This is a genomic window from Polaromonas vacuolata (assembly GCF_012584515.1).
Lineage (GTDB): Bacteria > Pseudomonadota > Gammaproteobacteria > Burkholderiales > Burkholderiaceae_C > Polaromonas > Polaromonas vacuolata.
This window is the reverse complement of the sequence record NZ_CP051461.1, coordinates 3191737-3207411: the sequence shown is the minus strand read 5'-3', so window position 1 is coordinate 3207411 and position 15675 is coordinate 3191737. Positions and strand designations below refer to the sequence as shown.

The 15675-nt window shown below is 53.3% G+C and carries 15 protein-coding genes; 8 read left to right on the top strand and 7 right to left on the bottom strand.

Translation table 11 applies throughout. The features are described 5' to 3' along the window. Positions 1-86: 86 nt before the first annotated feature. The gene (locus tag HC248_RS14605) at positions 87-1364 is read left to right on the top strand and encodes a M20 aminoacylase family protein (protein ID WP_168923115.1); all 1278 of its coding nucleotides are present in this window, start codon (positions 87-89) and stop codon (positions 1362-1364) included. A 16-nt stretch (positions 1365-1380) separates the two neighbouring features. On the opposite strand, the gene HC248_RS14600 is transcribed toward HC248_RS14605, so the two are convergent. Further along, positions 1381-2226, bottom strand: coding sequence for a MurR/RpiR family transcriptional regulator (locus HC248_RS14600; RefSeq protein WP_168923114.1), 846 nt, complete (start codon positions 2224-2226; stop codon positions 1381-1383). A 73-nt stretch (positions 2227-2299) separates the two neighbouring features. Further along, complete coding sequence (gene zwf / locus HC248_RS14595) at positions 2300-3775, bottom strand: glucose-6-phosphate dehydrogenase (RefSeq protein WP_168923113.1); 1476 nt, start codon at positions 3773-3775, stop codon at positions 2300-2302. A 155-nt stretch (positions 3776-3930) separates the two neighbouring features. On the opposite strand from zwf, the gene tal reads away from it, so the two are divergent. The 3 genes from tal (at position 3931) to HC248_RS14580 (ending at position 6887) form a co-directional block, all read left to right on the top strand. Then, positions 3931-4881, top strand: a complete 951-nt coding sequence (gene tal, locus HC248_RS14590; RefSeq protein WP_168923112.1) for a transaldolase — start codon at positions 3931-3933, stop codon at positions 4879-4881. After that, positions 4878-6440 carry a glucose-6-phosphate isomerase gene (pgi, locus tag HC248_RS14585; protein WP_168923111.1) on the top strand — a complete coding sequence of 521 codons (1563 nt, stop codon included), beginning with the start codon at positions 4878-4880 and terminating at the stop codon, positions 6438-6440. Before tal ends, pgi begins: the two co-directional genes overlap by 4 nt. Positions 6441-6578: 138 nt before the next feature. Then, on the top strand, positions 6579-6887 hold the full coding sequence (locus HC248_RS14580) for a DUF805 domain-containing protein (protein WP_168923110.1): 309 nt from the start codon (positions 6579-6581) through the stop codon (positions 6885-6887). A 127-nt stretch (positions 6888-7014) separates the two neighbouring features. On the opposite strand, the gene groL is transcribed toward HC248_RS14580, so the two are convergent. Continuing rightward, positions 7015-8664, bottom strand: a complete 1650-nt coding sequence (gene groL / locus HC248_RS14575) for a chaperonin GroEL (RefSeq protein ID WP_168923109.1) — start codon at positions 8662-8664, stop codon at positions 7015-7017. Positions 8665-8723: 59 nt separating this feature from the next. Then, positions 8724-9014 (bottom strand): co-chaperone GroES, encoded by a 291-nt coding sequence (locus tag HC248_RS14570; RefSeq protein ID WP_168923108.1) that lies wholly within the window; start codon positions 9012-9014, stop codon positions 8724-8726. Positions 9015-9299: 285 nt separating this feature from the next. On the opposite strand from HC248_RS14570, the gene HC248_RS14565 reads away from it, so the two are divergent. Next, positions 9300-9707, top strand: coding sequence for a DUF2177 family protein (locus HC248_RS14565; protein WP_168923107.1), 408 nt, complete (start codon positions 9300-9302; stop codon positions 9705-9707). Positions 9708-9930: 223 nt separating this feature from the next. Continuing rightward, the gene (locus HC248_RS14560) at positions 9931-10371 is read left to right on the top strand and encodes an RNA recognition motif domain-containing protein (protein ID WP_168923106.1); all 441 of its coding nucleotides are present in this window, start codon (positions 9931-9933) and stop codon (positions 10369-10371) included. Between the two features lie 268 nt (positions 10372-10639). Here HC248_RS14560 and metK read toward each other — a convergent pair whose 3' ends face one another. Beyond that, positions 10640-11821 (bottom strand): methionine adenosyltransferase, encoded by a 1182-nt coding sequence (gene metK / locus HC248_RS14555; RefSeq protein WP_168923105.1) that lies wholly within the window; start codon positions 11819-11821, stop codon positions 10640-10642. Between the two features lie 171 nt (positions 11822-11992). On the opposite strand from metK, the gene HC248_RS14550 reads away from it, so the two are divergent. Both HC248_RS14550 and HC248_RS14545 read left to right on the top strand, forming a co-directional pair. Continuing rightward, positions 11993-12841 (top strand): lysophospholipid acyltransferase family protein, encoded by an 849-nt coding sequence (locus HC248_RS14550; protein WP_168923104.1) that lies wholly within the window; start codon positions 11993-11995, stop codon positions 12839-12841. After that, positions 12838-13734: a lysophospholipid acyltransferase family protein gene (locus HC248_RS14545; RefSeq protein WP_272953623.1), complete on the top strand. Its 897-nt coding sequence runs from the start codon at positions 12838-12840 to the stop codon at positions 13732-13734. The genes HC248_RS14550 and HC248_RS14545 overlap by 4 nt, the downstream gene beginning before the upstream one ends. Here HC248_RS14545 and HC248_RS14540 read toward each other — a convergent pair. Together HC248_RS14540 and yihA are read right to left on the bottom strand one after the other, a co-directional pair. After that, complete coding sequence (locus HC248_RS14540; protein ID WP_168923103.1) at positions 13728-14651, bottom strand: alpha/beta fold hydrolase; 924 nt, start codon at positions 14649-14651, stop codon at positions 13728-13730. The two genes, HC248_RS14545 and HC248_RS14540, sit on opposite strands and share 7 nt — an antisense overlap. A 46-nt stretch (positions 14652-14697) precedes the next feature. Beyond that, positions 14698-15555, bottom strand: a complete 858-nt coding sequence (gene yihA, locus HC248_RS14535) for a ribosome biogenesis GTP-binding protein YihA/YsxC (RefSeq protein WP_238342645.1) — start codon at positions 15553-15555, stop codon at positions 14698-14700. Positions 15556-15675 lie beyond the last annotated feature (120 nt).

The window sequence follows — 15675 nt, the reverse complement described above, 5'->3', positions numbered from 1 at the left end:
GTTAAATCGCCGAATTTATTCAGCTTGGCGTGGTCGTCAATAAGTATTTTAATTTTCTCGGTTTTCAAGAAATCTCCAGGACACTTATGAATAACCTTGCGCTAGATGCCGACTACAAACCTGCTGTTTTGAGCGCTAGCGGCAGGGCTTTCGCACAAATTTCTCAATTTCATCCAGAACTCACCGCCTTTAGGCGCGATCTGCATGCCAATCCAGAATTAGGCTTTGAAGAGGTTTATACGGCTGGTCGGGTCGCGCAAGCGCTAAAGCTTTGCGGCGTGGATGAAGTCCATACCGGTATTGGTAAAACTGGCATGGTTGCGGTTATCAAAGGTCAGCCTAGCCATGCGAATAAACCCAGACCCATGATTGGCCTGCGCGCCGATATGGACGCCTTACCCATGACAGAGCACAACGCCTTTGGCTGGAAATCAGCCAAAGCCGGCTTACACGGCTGTGGCCACGACGGCCACACTACCATGCTGGTGGGTGCCGCGCGCTATCTGGCCCAGACGCGTCATTTCGCCGGCGACGCTGTGTTGGTCTTTCAACCCGCCGAAGAAGGTCGGGGCGGCGCCCACGCCATGATTAAAGATGGTTTGTTTGAGCGTTTCCCAGTGGATTCAATTTACGCCATGCACAACTGGCCGGCCATGCAACCGGGCACGGTAGGCATCAACCCCGGCCCCATGATGGCGGCAGCTGATCGAATCACGATTGAGATCACCGGCAAAGGTGGTCACGGTGCGCATGCTTATTTAACGGTAGACCCGGTACTGGTGGCGGCCCACATCATCACGGCCGTGCAAAGCATTGTTTCCCGTAACGTCAAGGCTATGGATAGTGCCGTGGTAAGTCTGTGTTCGATGCATGCGGGCGATCCGGGCGCTATGAGTGTTGTGCCCGGTAGTGCCACCTTGATAGGCACGGTGCGCACTTTTAAACCCGAGGTGCAAGACCTGGTTGAGCGTCGTTTGCATAGTTTGTGTAGCGGCATAGCCGATGCGTTTGGCGCTACAGCTGTACTGACCTACGAAAAAATCTACCCCGCTACTATCAATTCACCGGCTGGCTATAGCATGGCGCTGGCAGTGGCTCAAGCTTTGGTGGGCTCGCAAAACGTGGTGCGTGATCTGGAACCTAGCATGGGCTCGGAAGACTTTTCTTTCATGCTCCAAGCCAAACCCGGCGCCTATCTTCGCTTGGGTCAGGGCGAGCAGATTGCGGACGGGAAGGGTGGTTTTACGCACGGCTTAGGGACGCAGTTTTTGCACAACAGCCGCTACGACTTTAATGACGCTGTGCTGCCACTAGGCGCAGCGCTGTTTGCGGGGATTGTGGAGCGCTCCATGCCCTTGGGCTAAGCCACGATTTAGATGTTTATGTGTAGCGCTTGTTACGTAGATTATTCTTCATCTCTTGCAACAGCGGCTGCAGTTTAGCGCCAATTCTCAGCGCAAGACAGGTCGCCACGATGTCGATAATCATCAAGTGCATCAGCCGCGAGACCATTGGGCTATAGCGGTCGTAGCCTTCTGGATGGTCGGCGGCAAGGTGAATTTGTCCAGCCGCCGCTAACGGCGAGCCGGTGGCGGTGATGACTATAGTGGTTGCACCGTTTTTTTTGGCGATCTCGCAAGAATCCATTAAGTCACGTGTGCGGCCTGAGTTTGAAATCACCACCACACAGTCCCCAGGGCCTAGTAGCGAAGCACTCATCACCTGCATGTGGCCGTCACTATAAGCAATGCTGGTCACGCCTAAGCGAAAAAATTTGTGCTGCGCATCTTGCGCGACTATGCCGGAATTTCCAACGCCAAAAAATTCAATCCGTTTGCCGGCGTTATAAGTAGCCGCCAAAGCGTCGGTGGCTTTTTCAATTGCTGCTGATGAGGCGTCATTGCGATACTTGAGAAATGCGGCCACGGTGTTGTCTATGACTTTGACCATCACGTCATTGGTTTTATCGTCCACATCCACGCTGCGGTGTACAAAGGGCACGCCCTCACTGACGCTACCGGCAAGTTTGAGTTTGAAATCACTCAGCCCGTCATAGCCCATGCTGCGGCAAAAACGCACCACAGTCGGCTTGCTCACATGTGAGCGTAAGGCTAGTTCGGTAATCGGCAAGGTCGCAAAAGCGCGTGGATCAGCCAGCACCAGCTTGCCCACCCGTTGCTCGGCAGGAGCTAGTGAAGTCAGTGAGGCTTTAACTCGCTCTAGCATGGGTATTTCGTTGCGTAGCGGCCAATGTCAGCGACTGCAATTGGAGAAGTGAGCAACGCATTACGCATGACAATTAACATTCTTCAGGCCAACAAAAACCGTCTCTGGCAATCATGGCACTGGCGGCACCTGGCCCCCAGGTTCCGGCGGCATATAGCCTAGGTCCTTCATCATGCTTCCAGCTCTCCATAATCGGTTCAACCCAGCGCCAAGCGGCTTCTTGCTCGTCACTGCGTACAAATAGATTCAGACGTCCGTCAATCACGTCAAGCAGCAAGCGTTCATACGCGCCTACCCGTTGAGAGCCAAAGCGTTTATCAAAATCCAGATCAAGCTGGACCGGCGAGAGGCTTTGCACCGTGGCACTGGTTTCCGCGTTGGTCTGGCCACGATTTTGCTGTCCTTGTGCAAGCAGATGCAGTTCCAGCCCATCTTTGGGTTGCAGATGAATCACCAGTCGATTCGCCGAACCCAGCGGAGTTTTGAAAATGGCGTGCGGCGTGGGCCTAAAGTTCACTTCAATAAAAGCACTGCTACGTGCCATGCGTTTGCCGGTTCGAATGTAGAACGGCACGCCGGCCCAACGCCAGTTGGCGATCTCGGTGCGCAGCGCAACAAAAGTTTCAGTTTGACTGCCTTGGCCTACGCCGGGCTCGCTGGCATATCCCGCAACTTGGGCGCCGTTGATGGTGCCGGCAGAGTACTGGCCGCGCACCACATGCTGGCGTAGGCTTTCAGTCGTCCAGGGCTTGAGTGAGCGCAAGACCTTGAGTTTTTCGTCGCGTATCGCGTCTGCATGGGCATTAATCGGCGGCTCCATGCCGATGGCGCACAGCAGTTGCAGTGCATGGTTTTGCACCATGTCGCGCAACGCACCGGTGCTGTCGTAAAAAGCGCCACGCTTTTCTATGCCCAACTCTTCGGCGATTGTGATTTGTATATTTGCGATATTTTCACGCCGCCAAAGAGGCTCAAATAAGGCATTGCCAAAGCGCATTGCAAACAGGTTTTGTACTGAAGGTTTGCCCAAGTAGTGGTCAATCCTGAAGATTTGCTTTTCGTCAAATACTTTGCGCACACTCTCGTTAATCGCCCGGTTCGATGCCAAGTTGTGGCCTAGCGGTTTTTCTAGTACCACGCGAACTTGAGGACCATTCAGACCAGCCGCGCCTATATGTTCGCAAAAAATCGTGAATAAACTGGGGGCAGTGGCTAAGTACATCACTACCGTGTCGGCTTGGTGCTCAGCCAGTTTTGCGGCGAGATGGGTGTAATCGGTGGCGTTGGATAAATCCATGCGCAGATACGTCAAGCGCGCGGCAAAGCGAGAAAACTCTTCTTCGCTAGGCCGTTTGGCCAAGTCAACTTCATCAAAGCGAGACTTGATCAGCGCCCGGTACTGCTCATCGTCGAGGTCGTCGCGCGCCACGCCGACGATGCGACCATCGGTTGGCAAGCTGCCGTGGCGAAAGGCTTGGAAAAGGGCTGGCATGAGTTTGCGCCAGACTAGGTCGCCGGTGCCGCCAAAAAGTATCAGGTCAAATCTCATTGCTGTGTTCCTGTTAAAAGCATGCACAGACTGAAGGTTTGCATCATGTAATAAAGTTTCATAGTTTATCGGCATAATGGTAACTCATGAGGGCTTTTTGTGAGCCATAGTTTCTGTCACCACTATCGCTTTGCGTTAACCTACACCTTAAAACGATGAATCAACTCGACGCACTCAAAAAATTCACCACTGTGGTTGCTGATACCGGCGACTTCAAACAGCTGGCTCAGTTCAAGCCGCAGGACGCGACGACTAATCCGTCCTTAATTCTCAAGGCCGTCCAAAAGCCTGAATATCAACCTCTGCTGGCTGACACACTTGGCAAGCACAAAGGTCAATCACTTGACGTGCTGATGGACCACTTGCTGGTGCGCTTTGGCTGCGAAATCCTGCAAACTATTCCCGGCCGCGTGTCCACTGAGGTCGATGCGCGTTTGAGCTTTGATACCGCAGCCAGCGTAGCGCGTGGCGAACGCCTGATTGCGCTCTACAAGGCCGAGGGCATTGGTGCAGAGCGGGTTTTGATCAAGGTTGCAGCTACCCCTGAAGGTATTGCCGCTGCAGCCTTGCTTGAGCAGCGCGGTATTCATACCAATCTCACGCTGCTGTTTTCGTTCTGCCAAGCCGTGGCTTGTGCCGATGCCAAGGTACAACTGATCTCGCCCTTTGTTGGCCGTATTTATGACTGGTATAAAAAGTCTGCCGGTACGAGTTGGGATGAGGCGGCGAACGCAGGTGTCAATGATCCGGGCGTGAAGTCGGTGCGTGAAATTTATAACTATTACAAACACTTTGGCATTAAGACTGAAGTCATGGGTGCGAGCTTTCGTAATTGCGGCCAGATCACTGCGCTTGCTGGCTGTGATTTGTTGACCATCAGCCCGGAATTACTGGCCCAGTTGGCGGCTAACTCGGCTCCGCTGGCGCTGGCCTTGGATGCTAAAGCTGCCGTTGCGTTGGACTTGGCGGCAGTCAGTTTTGATACGTCCGGTTTACGCTTGGCGCTCAATCAAGATGCGATGGCTAGCGAAAAACTGGCTGAAGGCATACGCGCCTTTGTTGCTGACACACTCAAGCTTGAACAAATTATGCTGGCTGCTGCATGAGTAGAGTGCGCTGCGATAAAACTGCTGCCTGGGCTAAATTAAATGACTTGTACCAGACACAAGGTCGTGACTTCGATCTGCGCCAAGCCTTTACGGCGGATGCAACACGCTTCGAAACCTTTAGCCAAAGCGCACCCTATGTTTTTGCAGACTTATCAAAAAACCGTATTGACGCGCAAACTGAGTCGTTGCTCATAGAGTTGGCCCGTGAAACTGGCCTAGAGCAGCACCGCGATGCGATGTTTGCGGGCGAAGCGATTAACCGCACCGAGCAGCGCGCGGTGATGCATTTTTTACTGCGCAGTCCTGCCGATCAAGTAGTCAGTCCGGCGATGGCGCCCGAGTTACTTAAAGTGCACGCCACGTTAGACAGCATGTTGGATTTTGCAGAGAAAATTCGGCATGACGCGGCCTACAAAGACATCACCGACATCGTCAATGTCGGCATCGGTGGCTCGGATTTAGGGCCGCAGATGGCGGTGCTGGCGATGCAGGATTTTGCGATTGCGGGCAAGCGCTTTCAATTTGTCTCTAACGTTGACGAGCATGAACTGTTAAGCGTATTGGCCGAGTTAAAGCCGCAGAGCACTTTATTTTTGGTGGCATCTAAGACCTTTACTACGCCGGAGACCATGCTCAATGCGCATTCGGCTCTGCGTTGGTTTAAGGCTAGTGGTGGGCAAGACGTCGCGCGCCATTTCGTTGGACTGACCACCAATTTGGCCGCCGCCAAGACCTTTGGGATCCAGACCTGCTTTGGTTTTTGGGATTGGGTGGGCGGCCGCTATTCACTTTGGTCGGCCATAGGTTTGCCAATTGCACTGGCTATTGGTGCGGCGGGTTTTCGGGAATTGTTGGCCGGTGCACACGCTATGGATCAACACTTTCAGAGCGCACCACTGGCGCAAAATCTGCCGGTTAGGCTGGGTTTGTTAGATATTTGGTACCGTAATTTTCACGGCTTTAGCAGCCGCAGCATCGCGCCTTACAGTAGCGCATTGCGCCGCCTACCGGCTTATTTGCAGCAGCTTGAGATGGAGAGTAATGGCAAGCGCGTGGACATGGACGGTCAGACCCTACCCTTTGCGACAGCACCTGTGCTGTGGGGTGAACCTGGCACCAACGGTCAGCACGCTTATTTTCAGATGTTGCATCAAGGCAGTAGCGTGGTGCCGGTTGAATTTGTAGCGGTCAAAAATGCGCTTCAAGGCATGCCCGGACACCATGAAAAACTCATCGCCAATGTGCTGGCCCAAGCGCAGTCACTAATGGTTGGAAAGACCGACGTGGGCGGACATAGAGATTTTCCGGGTAATCGGCCGAGTAGTTTTTTGCTGCTCGACGCGCTCAATCCGCGTAGCTTGGGCGCTTTGCTGGCGCTGCAAGAACACCGGGTGTTTGTTAGCGGCTCGGTGTGGGGTATTAATAGCTTTGATCAGTGGGGCGTAGAGCTGGGTAAGTCGCTGGCACAAGATATTGCGCCGCGCTTGCAAAGCGGCGATGTCCAGGGTTTGGACGGCTCTACCGCAGGTTTGCTGCGGCGACTGCGCGCCACTTAATTAGCTGGCTAGGCATTAGCTGGCGCGATTAGCCGTTACCGCCTTGCTGCTCTAGCGTGTTACAGCGTTAAAAGTCGCTGTCCGGCATCTGCTGTGGGCCAGTAAACTAACTGATTTGAATTTTCAGGAAACTACGCCATGACGTTTAGCCAAGCCATTTCTTCGTGCATGAGCAAATACGGCACATTTAAAGGTCGAGCTGCGCGCTCTGAATTTTGGTGGTTTGTGCTGTTTCAATTCTTGGTCTTTGCCGCTGTTGCTATGCTGAACGAAAAGCTCTTAGCTCTGGTGCAACTAGGCCTGCTGCTGCCTTATCTGGCGGTAGGTGCGCGCCGTTTGCATGATATTGGCCGCACCGGCTGGTGGCAGCTTATTGGCTTGAGCGGTATTGGCTTATTGGTGCTGATTTACTGGTGGGTACAAGAGTCTGAGCTTGGCCAAAATTAACTCGACCGCCATGTTTAAGCTGTGCAGCGATATTTAAGTTAAAACATAAAAAAAGGGTCGCAGCGTTCGCACGCTACGACCCTTTTTGCTGGGCAAGCCCGGTTTAGCCGGGCTTATCCGCGCTGGATTACATGTCCATGCCGCCCATGCCGCCCATTCCACCCATGCCGCCTGGCATACCGCCGCCGGCTGAGTCGTCTTTTGGCGCTTCAGCAATCATGGCTTCGGTCGTCAGCATCAGGGATGCGACGGAAGCGGCGTTCTGCAGTGCAGTACGCGTTACTTTCGTTGGATCCAAGATACCCATTTCGATCATGTCGCCGTAGGTGTCGTTGGCTGCATTAAAGCCGTAGTTGCCGGTACCGGCCAACACTGCATTGACCACAACAGAAGCTTCGCCGCCTGCGTTGTAGACGATTTCGCGCAAAGGCGCTTCAATGGCGCGCAGCACCAACTTGATACCAGCGTCTTGATCGGCGTTGTCGCCTTTGATCACGCCAGCAGTTTGCTTGGCACGCAGCAATGCTACGCCGCCGCCAGCCACAATGCCTTCTTCCACAGCAGCGCGGGTAGCGTGCAGTGCGTCTTCAACGCGGGCTTTCTTTTCTTTCATTTCGACTTCGGTAGCTGCGCCAACCTTGATCACGGCAACACCGCCGGCCAACTTGGCCACGCGCTCTTGCAGTTTTTCACGGTCGTAGTCGCTAGACGCTTCTTCGATTTGAACGCGCACTTGCTTGACACGCGCTTCGATATCAGCAGCTGCACCGGCACCGTCGATGATGATGGTGTTTTCTTTGCCGACTTCGATACGCTTGGCTTGACCGAGGTCAGCCAGTGTGACTTTCTCAAGCGACATGCCAACTTCTTCAGCAATCACTTTGCCGCCGGTCAGGCAGGCGATGTCTTCGAGCATGGCTTTGCGGCGATCGCCGAAACCAGGCGCCTTAACAGCGACTACTTTCAAAATACCGCGCAAGGTGTTGACCACCAAAGTCGCCAGAGCTTCGCCATCAACTTCTTCAGCGATGATCAGCAATGGACGGCCAGCCTTGGCAACTTGTTCCAGTGTAGGAAGCAGGTCACGGATGTTGCTGATTTTTTTGTCGTAAAGCAAGACAAACGGATCTTCCAGAATCGCGGACTGCTTTTCTGGGTTGTTGATGAAGTATGGTGAGAGGTAGCCGCGGTCAAACTGCATGCCTTCAACGACGTCAAGCTCGGACTCTAAGGACTTGCCGTCTTCAACGGTAATGACGCCTTCTTTGCCGACTTTGTCCATTGCGTCAGCAATGATCTTGCCGATGGTTTCGTCAGAGTTAGCCGAGATCGAACCGACCTGAGCGATTTCTTTCGAAGTGGTGGTGGCTTTAGATGCTTTTTTCAGCTCTTCAACCAAGGCGGTGACGGCTTTGTCGATGCCGCGCTTCAAATCCATTGGGTTCATGCCAGCGGCGACATATTTCATGCCTTCGTGGACAATGGCTTGGGCCAAAACGGTAGCCGTTGTGGTGCCGTCACCAGCGATGTCAGAGGTCTTGGAAGCGACTTCCTTGACCATCTGCGCGCCCATGTTTTGCAGCTTGTCTTTAAGTTCGATTTCCTTGGCAACGGACACGCCGTCTTTGGTCACCGTTGGGGCGCCGAAAGAGCGCTCCAGAACTACGTTGCGGCCTTTAGGGCCCAAAGTTACTTTAACTGCGTTGGCCAGGATGTTGACACCCTCGACCATGCGTGCGCGGGCTTCGCCGCCAAATACTACGTCTTTTGCTGCCATGTGTGGCTCCTAAAAATGTTTGTGAATGAGAAAAAAATAAAACGCTGAACGGGGGAGAATTACTTCTCGACCACTGCGAACAGGTCTTCTTCTTTCATGACCAGCAGCTCGTCGCCGTCAATCTTGACGGTCTGGCCGCTGTATTTGCCGAACAGAACGCGGTCGCCGACCTTAACGCCTACGGGAGAAATTTCGCCCTTGTCATTTTTCTTGCCTGGGCCAACAGCCAGGATTTCGCCCTGGTCTGGCTTTTCAGCGGCGCTGTCAGGAATGACGATGCCGGAAGCAGTTTTAGTTTCATTTTCTACACGTTTAACGATTACGCGGTCGTGCAAGGGACGAAGTTTCATGAGAGCTCCTTGTGTTTAAACAATGGGTTTAAAAAATAGAAGGCGCTAGTTAAAAAAAGCTAGCGCCAGTCATCTAGGATGTGTGAGATGCTTGTTAGCACTCTAACCCAGTGAGTGCTAATTATGGATGCATTCATTCCAAGTTTCAAGGGCAGGTGTAAATAACTGCTGCAAACCCAATCGGTTTTTGACAGCACCATCACGGTCTTTCGCCGCGGGAGAGCATAGACTCAGCATCAGGCGTAACTACAGTTACCCGCCAACTTACTCACAGGACTTTGTTACATGACATCACCAAAATACATAGGTGTTTACTTCACGATTTTTCTGGTCATGCTGCTAATAGATATGGTTTGGCTGCGAGTGATAGCCGTTACTTGGTACCAAGAGGCAATGGGGCCGCTGCTATCGGATAAGCCTAACTTATATGCGGCCGCAGCTTTTTACTTTCTTTTTCCCTTAGGTTTGATGATTTTTGGTGTGCTGCTGCAGGCCGATGCGAATGTCCTCAAAGCCGTTGGTATTGGTGCGGCGTTCGGCTTTTTTGCATACGCCACCTATGATTTGACCAATCTCGCAGTTATTAAAAATTGGCCGCTTGGGCTGACTTTCTTAGATATTGCTTGGGGTACTTTTGTTAGTGGCGTGTCAGTTGGTGCCGGAAAACTGACGTTTGACTACCTTAAAGTCTGATTTTTGATGGATAAAACGTCTTTTTTCATAGCCATTACGTAATTGTGTAGGGCCAATTGCACGCTAGAGTGTTAAATGACGCATAATCCTGAGATGCGGATGGTTAAACATTCGCAATTGTTAGGTGATCGGTCAGTTTCGCGCGCTACGGCGGTACTTTTCGGGTTAGTTGTGCTTTCGGGACCCCATCGCTTTTATTTCATGTATTTTTGAGGAGTCCTCTATGGGCAATAAACTTTACGTCGGCAACCTGCCGTACACCGTTCGTGACGAAGATCTGCAACAGTCTTTTGGCGAATTTGGTTCTATCACCAGCGCTAAAGTCATGATGGAACGTGACACCGGTCGTTCAAAAGGTTTCGGCTTTGTCGAAATGGGCAATGATGCTGAAGCTCAAGCCGCAATTGCTGGCATGAACGGTCAATCCCTTGGTGGTCGTAGCATCACTGTGAACGAAGCCCGTCCGATGGAGGCACGTCCTCCACGTACCGGCGGCTTCGGTGGCGGCGGCGGCTACGGCGGCGGCGGCGATCGTTCCGGCGGCGGCGGCGGCGGCGGCTACGGTGGTGGCGATCGCTCCGGCGGCGGCGGCTACGGTGGTGGCGATCGTTCCGGCGGTGGCGGCTACGGCGGCGGCGGCGGCGGTGGACGTGGCGGCTACTAAGCCCTACCAAATCAGGTAATCGTTTAAATATGGTTATCTAAAACTCTCCTGGCTTACGCCGGGTAAAGTAAAAAAGGTTTCAAGACTTCGGTTTTGAAGCCTTTTTTGTTTTACGTCTAGGGTTTTACTACTTGTATGAGTTTTAATTTAGCAGCGGCTCACTCAGTCGATAGTAAATAAAAAAAGTCACCCGACAGTGCATCGGGTGACTTTTTGAGTCACTACTCGCCTGACACATCAGGCGAAATGAACTAGTTAATGTCGCTGATTAGAAACCGGCAGCAGCACGAAGGGTAGCGGCTTTGTCCGTGCGTTCCCATGTGAACTCTGGCTCGTCGCGGCCAAAGTGGCCGTAGGCAGCAGTTTTTTCATAAATCGGACGCAGTAAATCCAGCATCTGGATGATGCCTTTAGGCCGCAGGTCAAAGTGCTCTTGCACCAGTGCAGAAAGTTTTTCGTCCGAAATTAGGCCAGTGCCTTCGGTGTATACCGTCACATTCATTGGCTTGGCTACGCCGATGGCATAAGCCACTTGAATTTGGCACTGGCGCGCTAGACCCGCTGCAACAATATTTTTCGCCACATAACGCGCCGCATAAGCTGCCGAACGGTCGACCTTGCTCGGGTCTTTGCCGCTGAACGCACCGCCGCCGTGCGGGCAGGCGCCGCCGTAGGTGTCGACAATAATCTTGCGACCCGTCAGGCCGCAGTCTCCTTGCGGGCCGCCGACCACAAAGCGGCCGGTTGGGTTGATCAGGTAGCGCGTGTTTTGCAACCATTCTTTCGGCAGTACTGGCTTGATGATTTCTTCGATGATGGCTTCGATGAAGGAGTCCTTCATCTTGGTTGCTGTCTCGCTCTGGTCTGGATGGTGTTGTGTCGATAACACCACGGTGTCTATGCTGTGCGGCTTGCCATCCACATAGCGCATGGTGACTTGGCTCTTGGCATCTGGACGCAGAAATGGCAGTCGGCCGTCTTTACGCAATTGCGCTTGGCGTTCGACCAAACGGTGGGCGTAGAAAATCGGTGCTGGCATGAGTTCCGGCGTCTCGTCGCAAGCGTAGCCAAACATCAAACCTTGGTCGCCAGCGCCAATGTTGAGGTGGTCGTCGCTGGCTCTGTCCACGCCTTGGGCGATGTCATTGCTTTGCTTGTCATAGCAGACCATGACCGCGCAGCCCTTGTAATCAATGCCGTAGTCGGTGTTGTCGTAGCCAATGCGTTTAATGGTGTCACGAGCGACTTGGATGTAGTCCACATGCGCGTTGGTGGTAATCTCACCAGCCAGCACGACCAGGCCGGTGTTTGTCAGGGTCTCTGCGGCAACGCGGGAGAGTGGGTCTTGTTTAAATATGGCGTCAAGAATGGCGTCGGATATTTGGTCGGCTACCTTGTCGGGATGGCCTTCAGAGACGGATTCGGATGTGAAGAGAAAGTCGTTTGCCATTTTGTACACTCCATAAAGTTTGTTGGCGCGTTGCCAGCAAGAAGTGCTTTGGCGAACGCTTTAGCAGTTTGGTTTAATGTCGCCCTGCAAGTTGTTCAAATAACTCGGCGACTTGCAAAGTATATAACTCTGGTATTTTTTGTCGATTAGTTGTTTTTATTACCCTGCTGCATGTACTACCTTTTTCGTTTTTTATCTTTTTGGCCATTAAGGCTTTTGCATGCGCTAGGTGGTCTGCTGGGCTGGCTGGTTTGGAGCGTGAGCTTAAATTACCGCACTCGTTTTCGTGCCAACGTAGCGCAAGCCGGTTTGCCCTTTGCGCTTGCTCGGCCTGCGATTGCCGAAGCGGGGCGTTTTGTTGCAGAGTTGCCCAAGCTGTGGTTTAGGCCTGCCTCGCAGTCCTCTTTAACGGATGTCTGTGTGCAAGGCCAGCAGCACGTTGAGCAGGCATTTGCAGGTGGTAAGGGCGTGATTTTTTTTGGTCCCCATTGCGGTAGTTTTGAACTCGGACCTCAGGCGTTGGCTGAACTTTACGGGCCTATCACCGCGATTTATCGGCCAGCGCGCAAGCCGTGGCTGGCTAAGCTAGAAGCTATCGCTCGTGACCGAGCCCAGCTTACCGTGGTGCCGGCCAGTCTGAGCGGCATACGGCTAATGCACAAGACGCTTAAAGCTAACCGCGCAGTGGCTTTGTTGACTGATCAGGTTCCGCCTCTGGGTATGGGTGTCTGGGCGCCATTCTTTGGTCAAGCAGCCTACACCATGACACTGGCCGCCAGGCTGGCCTTGCAAAGCGGTGCTGTACTGCTGCCTGTGAGCTGCGAGCGCAGACCAAAGGGGCAGGGATTTGTGCTCAAAGTTTGGCCTGCTGTGGGGTTGCCGGAAAGCGCTGACAAATCCGATATGCTTGATGCGGTCACACGCATTAACCAGGCTATAGAAGCCATTGTGCTGAGTCAGCCTGACCAATATTTGTGGGGCTACGCGCGCTATAAAACACCTCGCAAGGAAACGGTTTGAAGTCAATTTTTCAGCTGTTTAGCGATCTACCTACCCACGCCAGCATAGTTTTGATGCGGCTGCTGGCCCTACTGCCGCTTTCCTGGGTGCGCGCTTTAGGCACCGCTCTTGGCTGGTTGCTTTATGCGCTGGTTAGCGCACGGCGGCGAGTGGTTCAGGTCAATTTGGCTCTTTGCTTTCCTGAGCTCAGCCTGACTGAGCGCACCCGTCTCACGCGGCAAATTTTCATTTGCTTTTCTCAGGCTTGGTTAGATCGTTCTTGGTTGTGGCATGCGCCGGCTAGCACCGTGGCGAGGCGAGTACGCTTGACGGGCGCAGTTGACGAGTTGTCGGGAACTGATCCGACGGTGATTTTTCTACCTCATTTTGTGGGTCTAGATGCCGCGTGGGCCGGTGTGACTTTGCGTGTGCCGCGCTTATCCACCACGATTTATACGGATCAGTCGAACAAGTTGGTCGATAGTTGGATCTTGCGTGGTCGCCAGCGTTTTGGCAATTTACGCCTATTTGGCCGGATTGACGGCGTGCGACCAATCGTCGCTGCCCTGCGAGAAGGTCAGCCGCTGTATTTGCTGCCAGATATGGATTTCGGCCCAGATGAATCGGTGTTCGTGCCTTTTTTTGGCATCAACGCGGCGACTGTGCCATCACTTAGCCGGTTTGCGCAGTTGGGTCGCGCTAAGGTTGTGCCATTGCTGCCGCGTATTACACCGGATGGTTATGAGGTTGAAGTAATGCCGGCTTGGGACGATTTTCCGAGTTCAGACCCGGTGGCTGACACCGCGCTCATGAATGCACGACTTGGCGCCTATATCAAAAGTATGCCAGCCCAATATTTTTGGGTGCACAAACGGTTTAAAACTCGGCCCGAGGGTGAGGCCTCAGTTTACTGAGCTAGATGGCTTAAAAAACGCTTGATGCAAGAGGCGACCAGTGCTGGCTGCTCATGCACTATCCAGTGACTGGCGCCATCTATGCGTTTAAGCGTCATTTGCGGGACATACTCCTCTAGACCATCAAGCAAGCTGGGCGGCAGAGCAATATCGTCAGTGCCCCAAAGCACCAGCGTGGGTAGATGAACGTCGAGCATGTGCCGGGGAATCGTGACTGCCGCTGCCGCTAAGTCGTGGTGCGGTGGACCCGGACGCGGTGGCCTCAGTGGCGATGCCCGATAGTAGTTGCACGGGCCGCGAAGACCTTTGCCCCAGACGGATCGGTATTGGTCTTTTACCCCCTCGTTTAGCCAAGCCGGCAGGTGGTCTGCCTGGCGAAACAATGCCCATAACCGGCGGTAATCGTCTTCTGCCAACAAGCTTTCGGCGTCGGGTCGGATTAAGAAATTCATGTAGGCACTGGCCGCTTGCTGCGCCGGCGAGTGCTGTAGTTCACGCAAAAAAGTGCCCGGATGAGGCGAGTTGATGATGACTAGTTTTTTCAGTAGCTCTGGCTTGGTTGCCGCTAAGTTCCAGGCCACCGCGCCGCCCCAGTCGTGGGCAATCAGGCATTCGAGTTGATCGCCAAGGCTAGTAGTCAGCTGGGCGATCAAGGCGGCGACGTCTTGCACCAAGTGCTTAGGCCGGTATTGGTCCACCTCTGATGGTGCGCTAGAGTCTTCAAAGCCGCGTAAATTCGGTGCAATGCAGCGGTAGCCACCGTTTTCGGACTTTGCAAAAAATTCGAGCAGATCGTCCCAGACAAAAGCCGCCTCGGGAAAGCCGTGCAAAAACAAAAGTACTGGTCTGCCCTCTTGACCTGCGCTGCGGCAGGAGAGGGTGATGCCGTGAGGCAGGTTTAAAAACATGGTTTCCATAACGCTGCCCATTTCTTTTTTATTGACTGCCCATGAATGCCCGGTTTTAGCCGCGCAGCTGGCTGTTCGGATCTAGCGGATCCCTATCGTCCATTTGGTCGTCATTTTGCTCGTCCAATGCGGGCAACTCGTCTTGAATTTCCTGTTCATCCAGATTTTCTGGCTCGTCTTCCTCATGCGCATTCTGGCCCAGCTCAATCAAGCCGGTTTTAGGTTTCTTGACCGCTTTATCTTGCGGATGAGCCCAGTCCCAAAGGTGTATAGCGACTTCATCTACGCCTTGACGTTTGAGCGAGGAAAATAATTTGACGTCACCACCACCGGCCTGCAAACGCACGATGGACAAGGCTTTAGCGGCCTCAGTTTTATTGAGTTTGTCAGACTTGGTGAGCAGCACCAAAAATTTCAGACCTTCGACAACGCGAGGGCGAATTACGTCTAGCAAGATTTCGTCAAGTTCGGTTAGACCTAAGCGCGGGTCGCACATCAACACGATGGCTTTGAGGTTGTCACGCGTTTGCAGATAGTTGCCCATCACCTTTTGCCAGCGGTATTTGGCTTCCTTGGGCACTGCTGCGTAGCCGTAGCCGGGTAAGTCGGTCAGCACCGCGTCGGTCACGCCTTGTTTGCCCAGCGTGAATAAATTAATACTTTGGGTGCGGCCTGGTGTTTTAGAGGCGTAGGCCAGTCGGTGCTGTTGTGTCAGCGTGTTGATACAGGTCGATTTTCCGGCGTTAGAGCGGCCGACAAAGGCAATCTCGGGCACGTCCAAGCGGGGTAGAAATTTAAGTTCTGGTGCGGTGGTCAGGAACTTGGCGGTATGCAGCCAGCCTAGCGCGACTTTTGGATTGCGCTTGGATGTAGTCGGCTTAGCCGGGTTGTTGCTGGTCGATGGTGAGGTCATGATGGTCGGTCCCTGAGGACTGTTGCGGCCTGCTTTGCAGGCCTAAAAAAGCCGGTTGCTGCGCTTCGGCTAAGGTAAGAAAGGTTTTGTTGAAGCAAGCAAAGCGGTGTTGATTGGCGA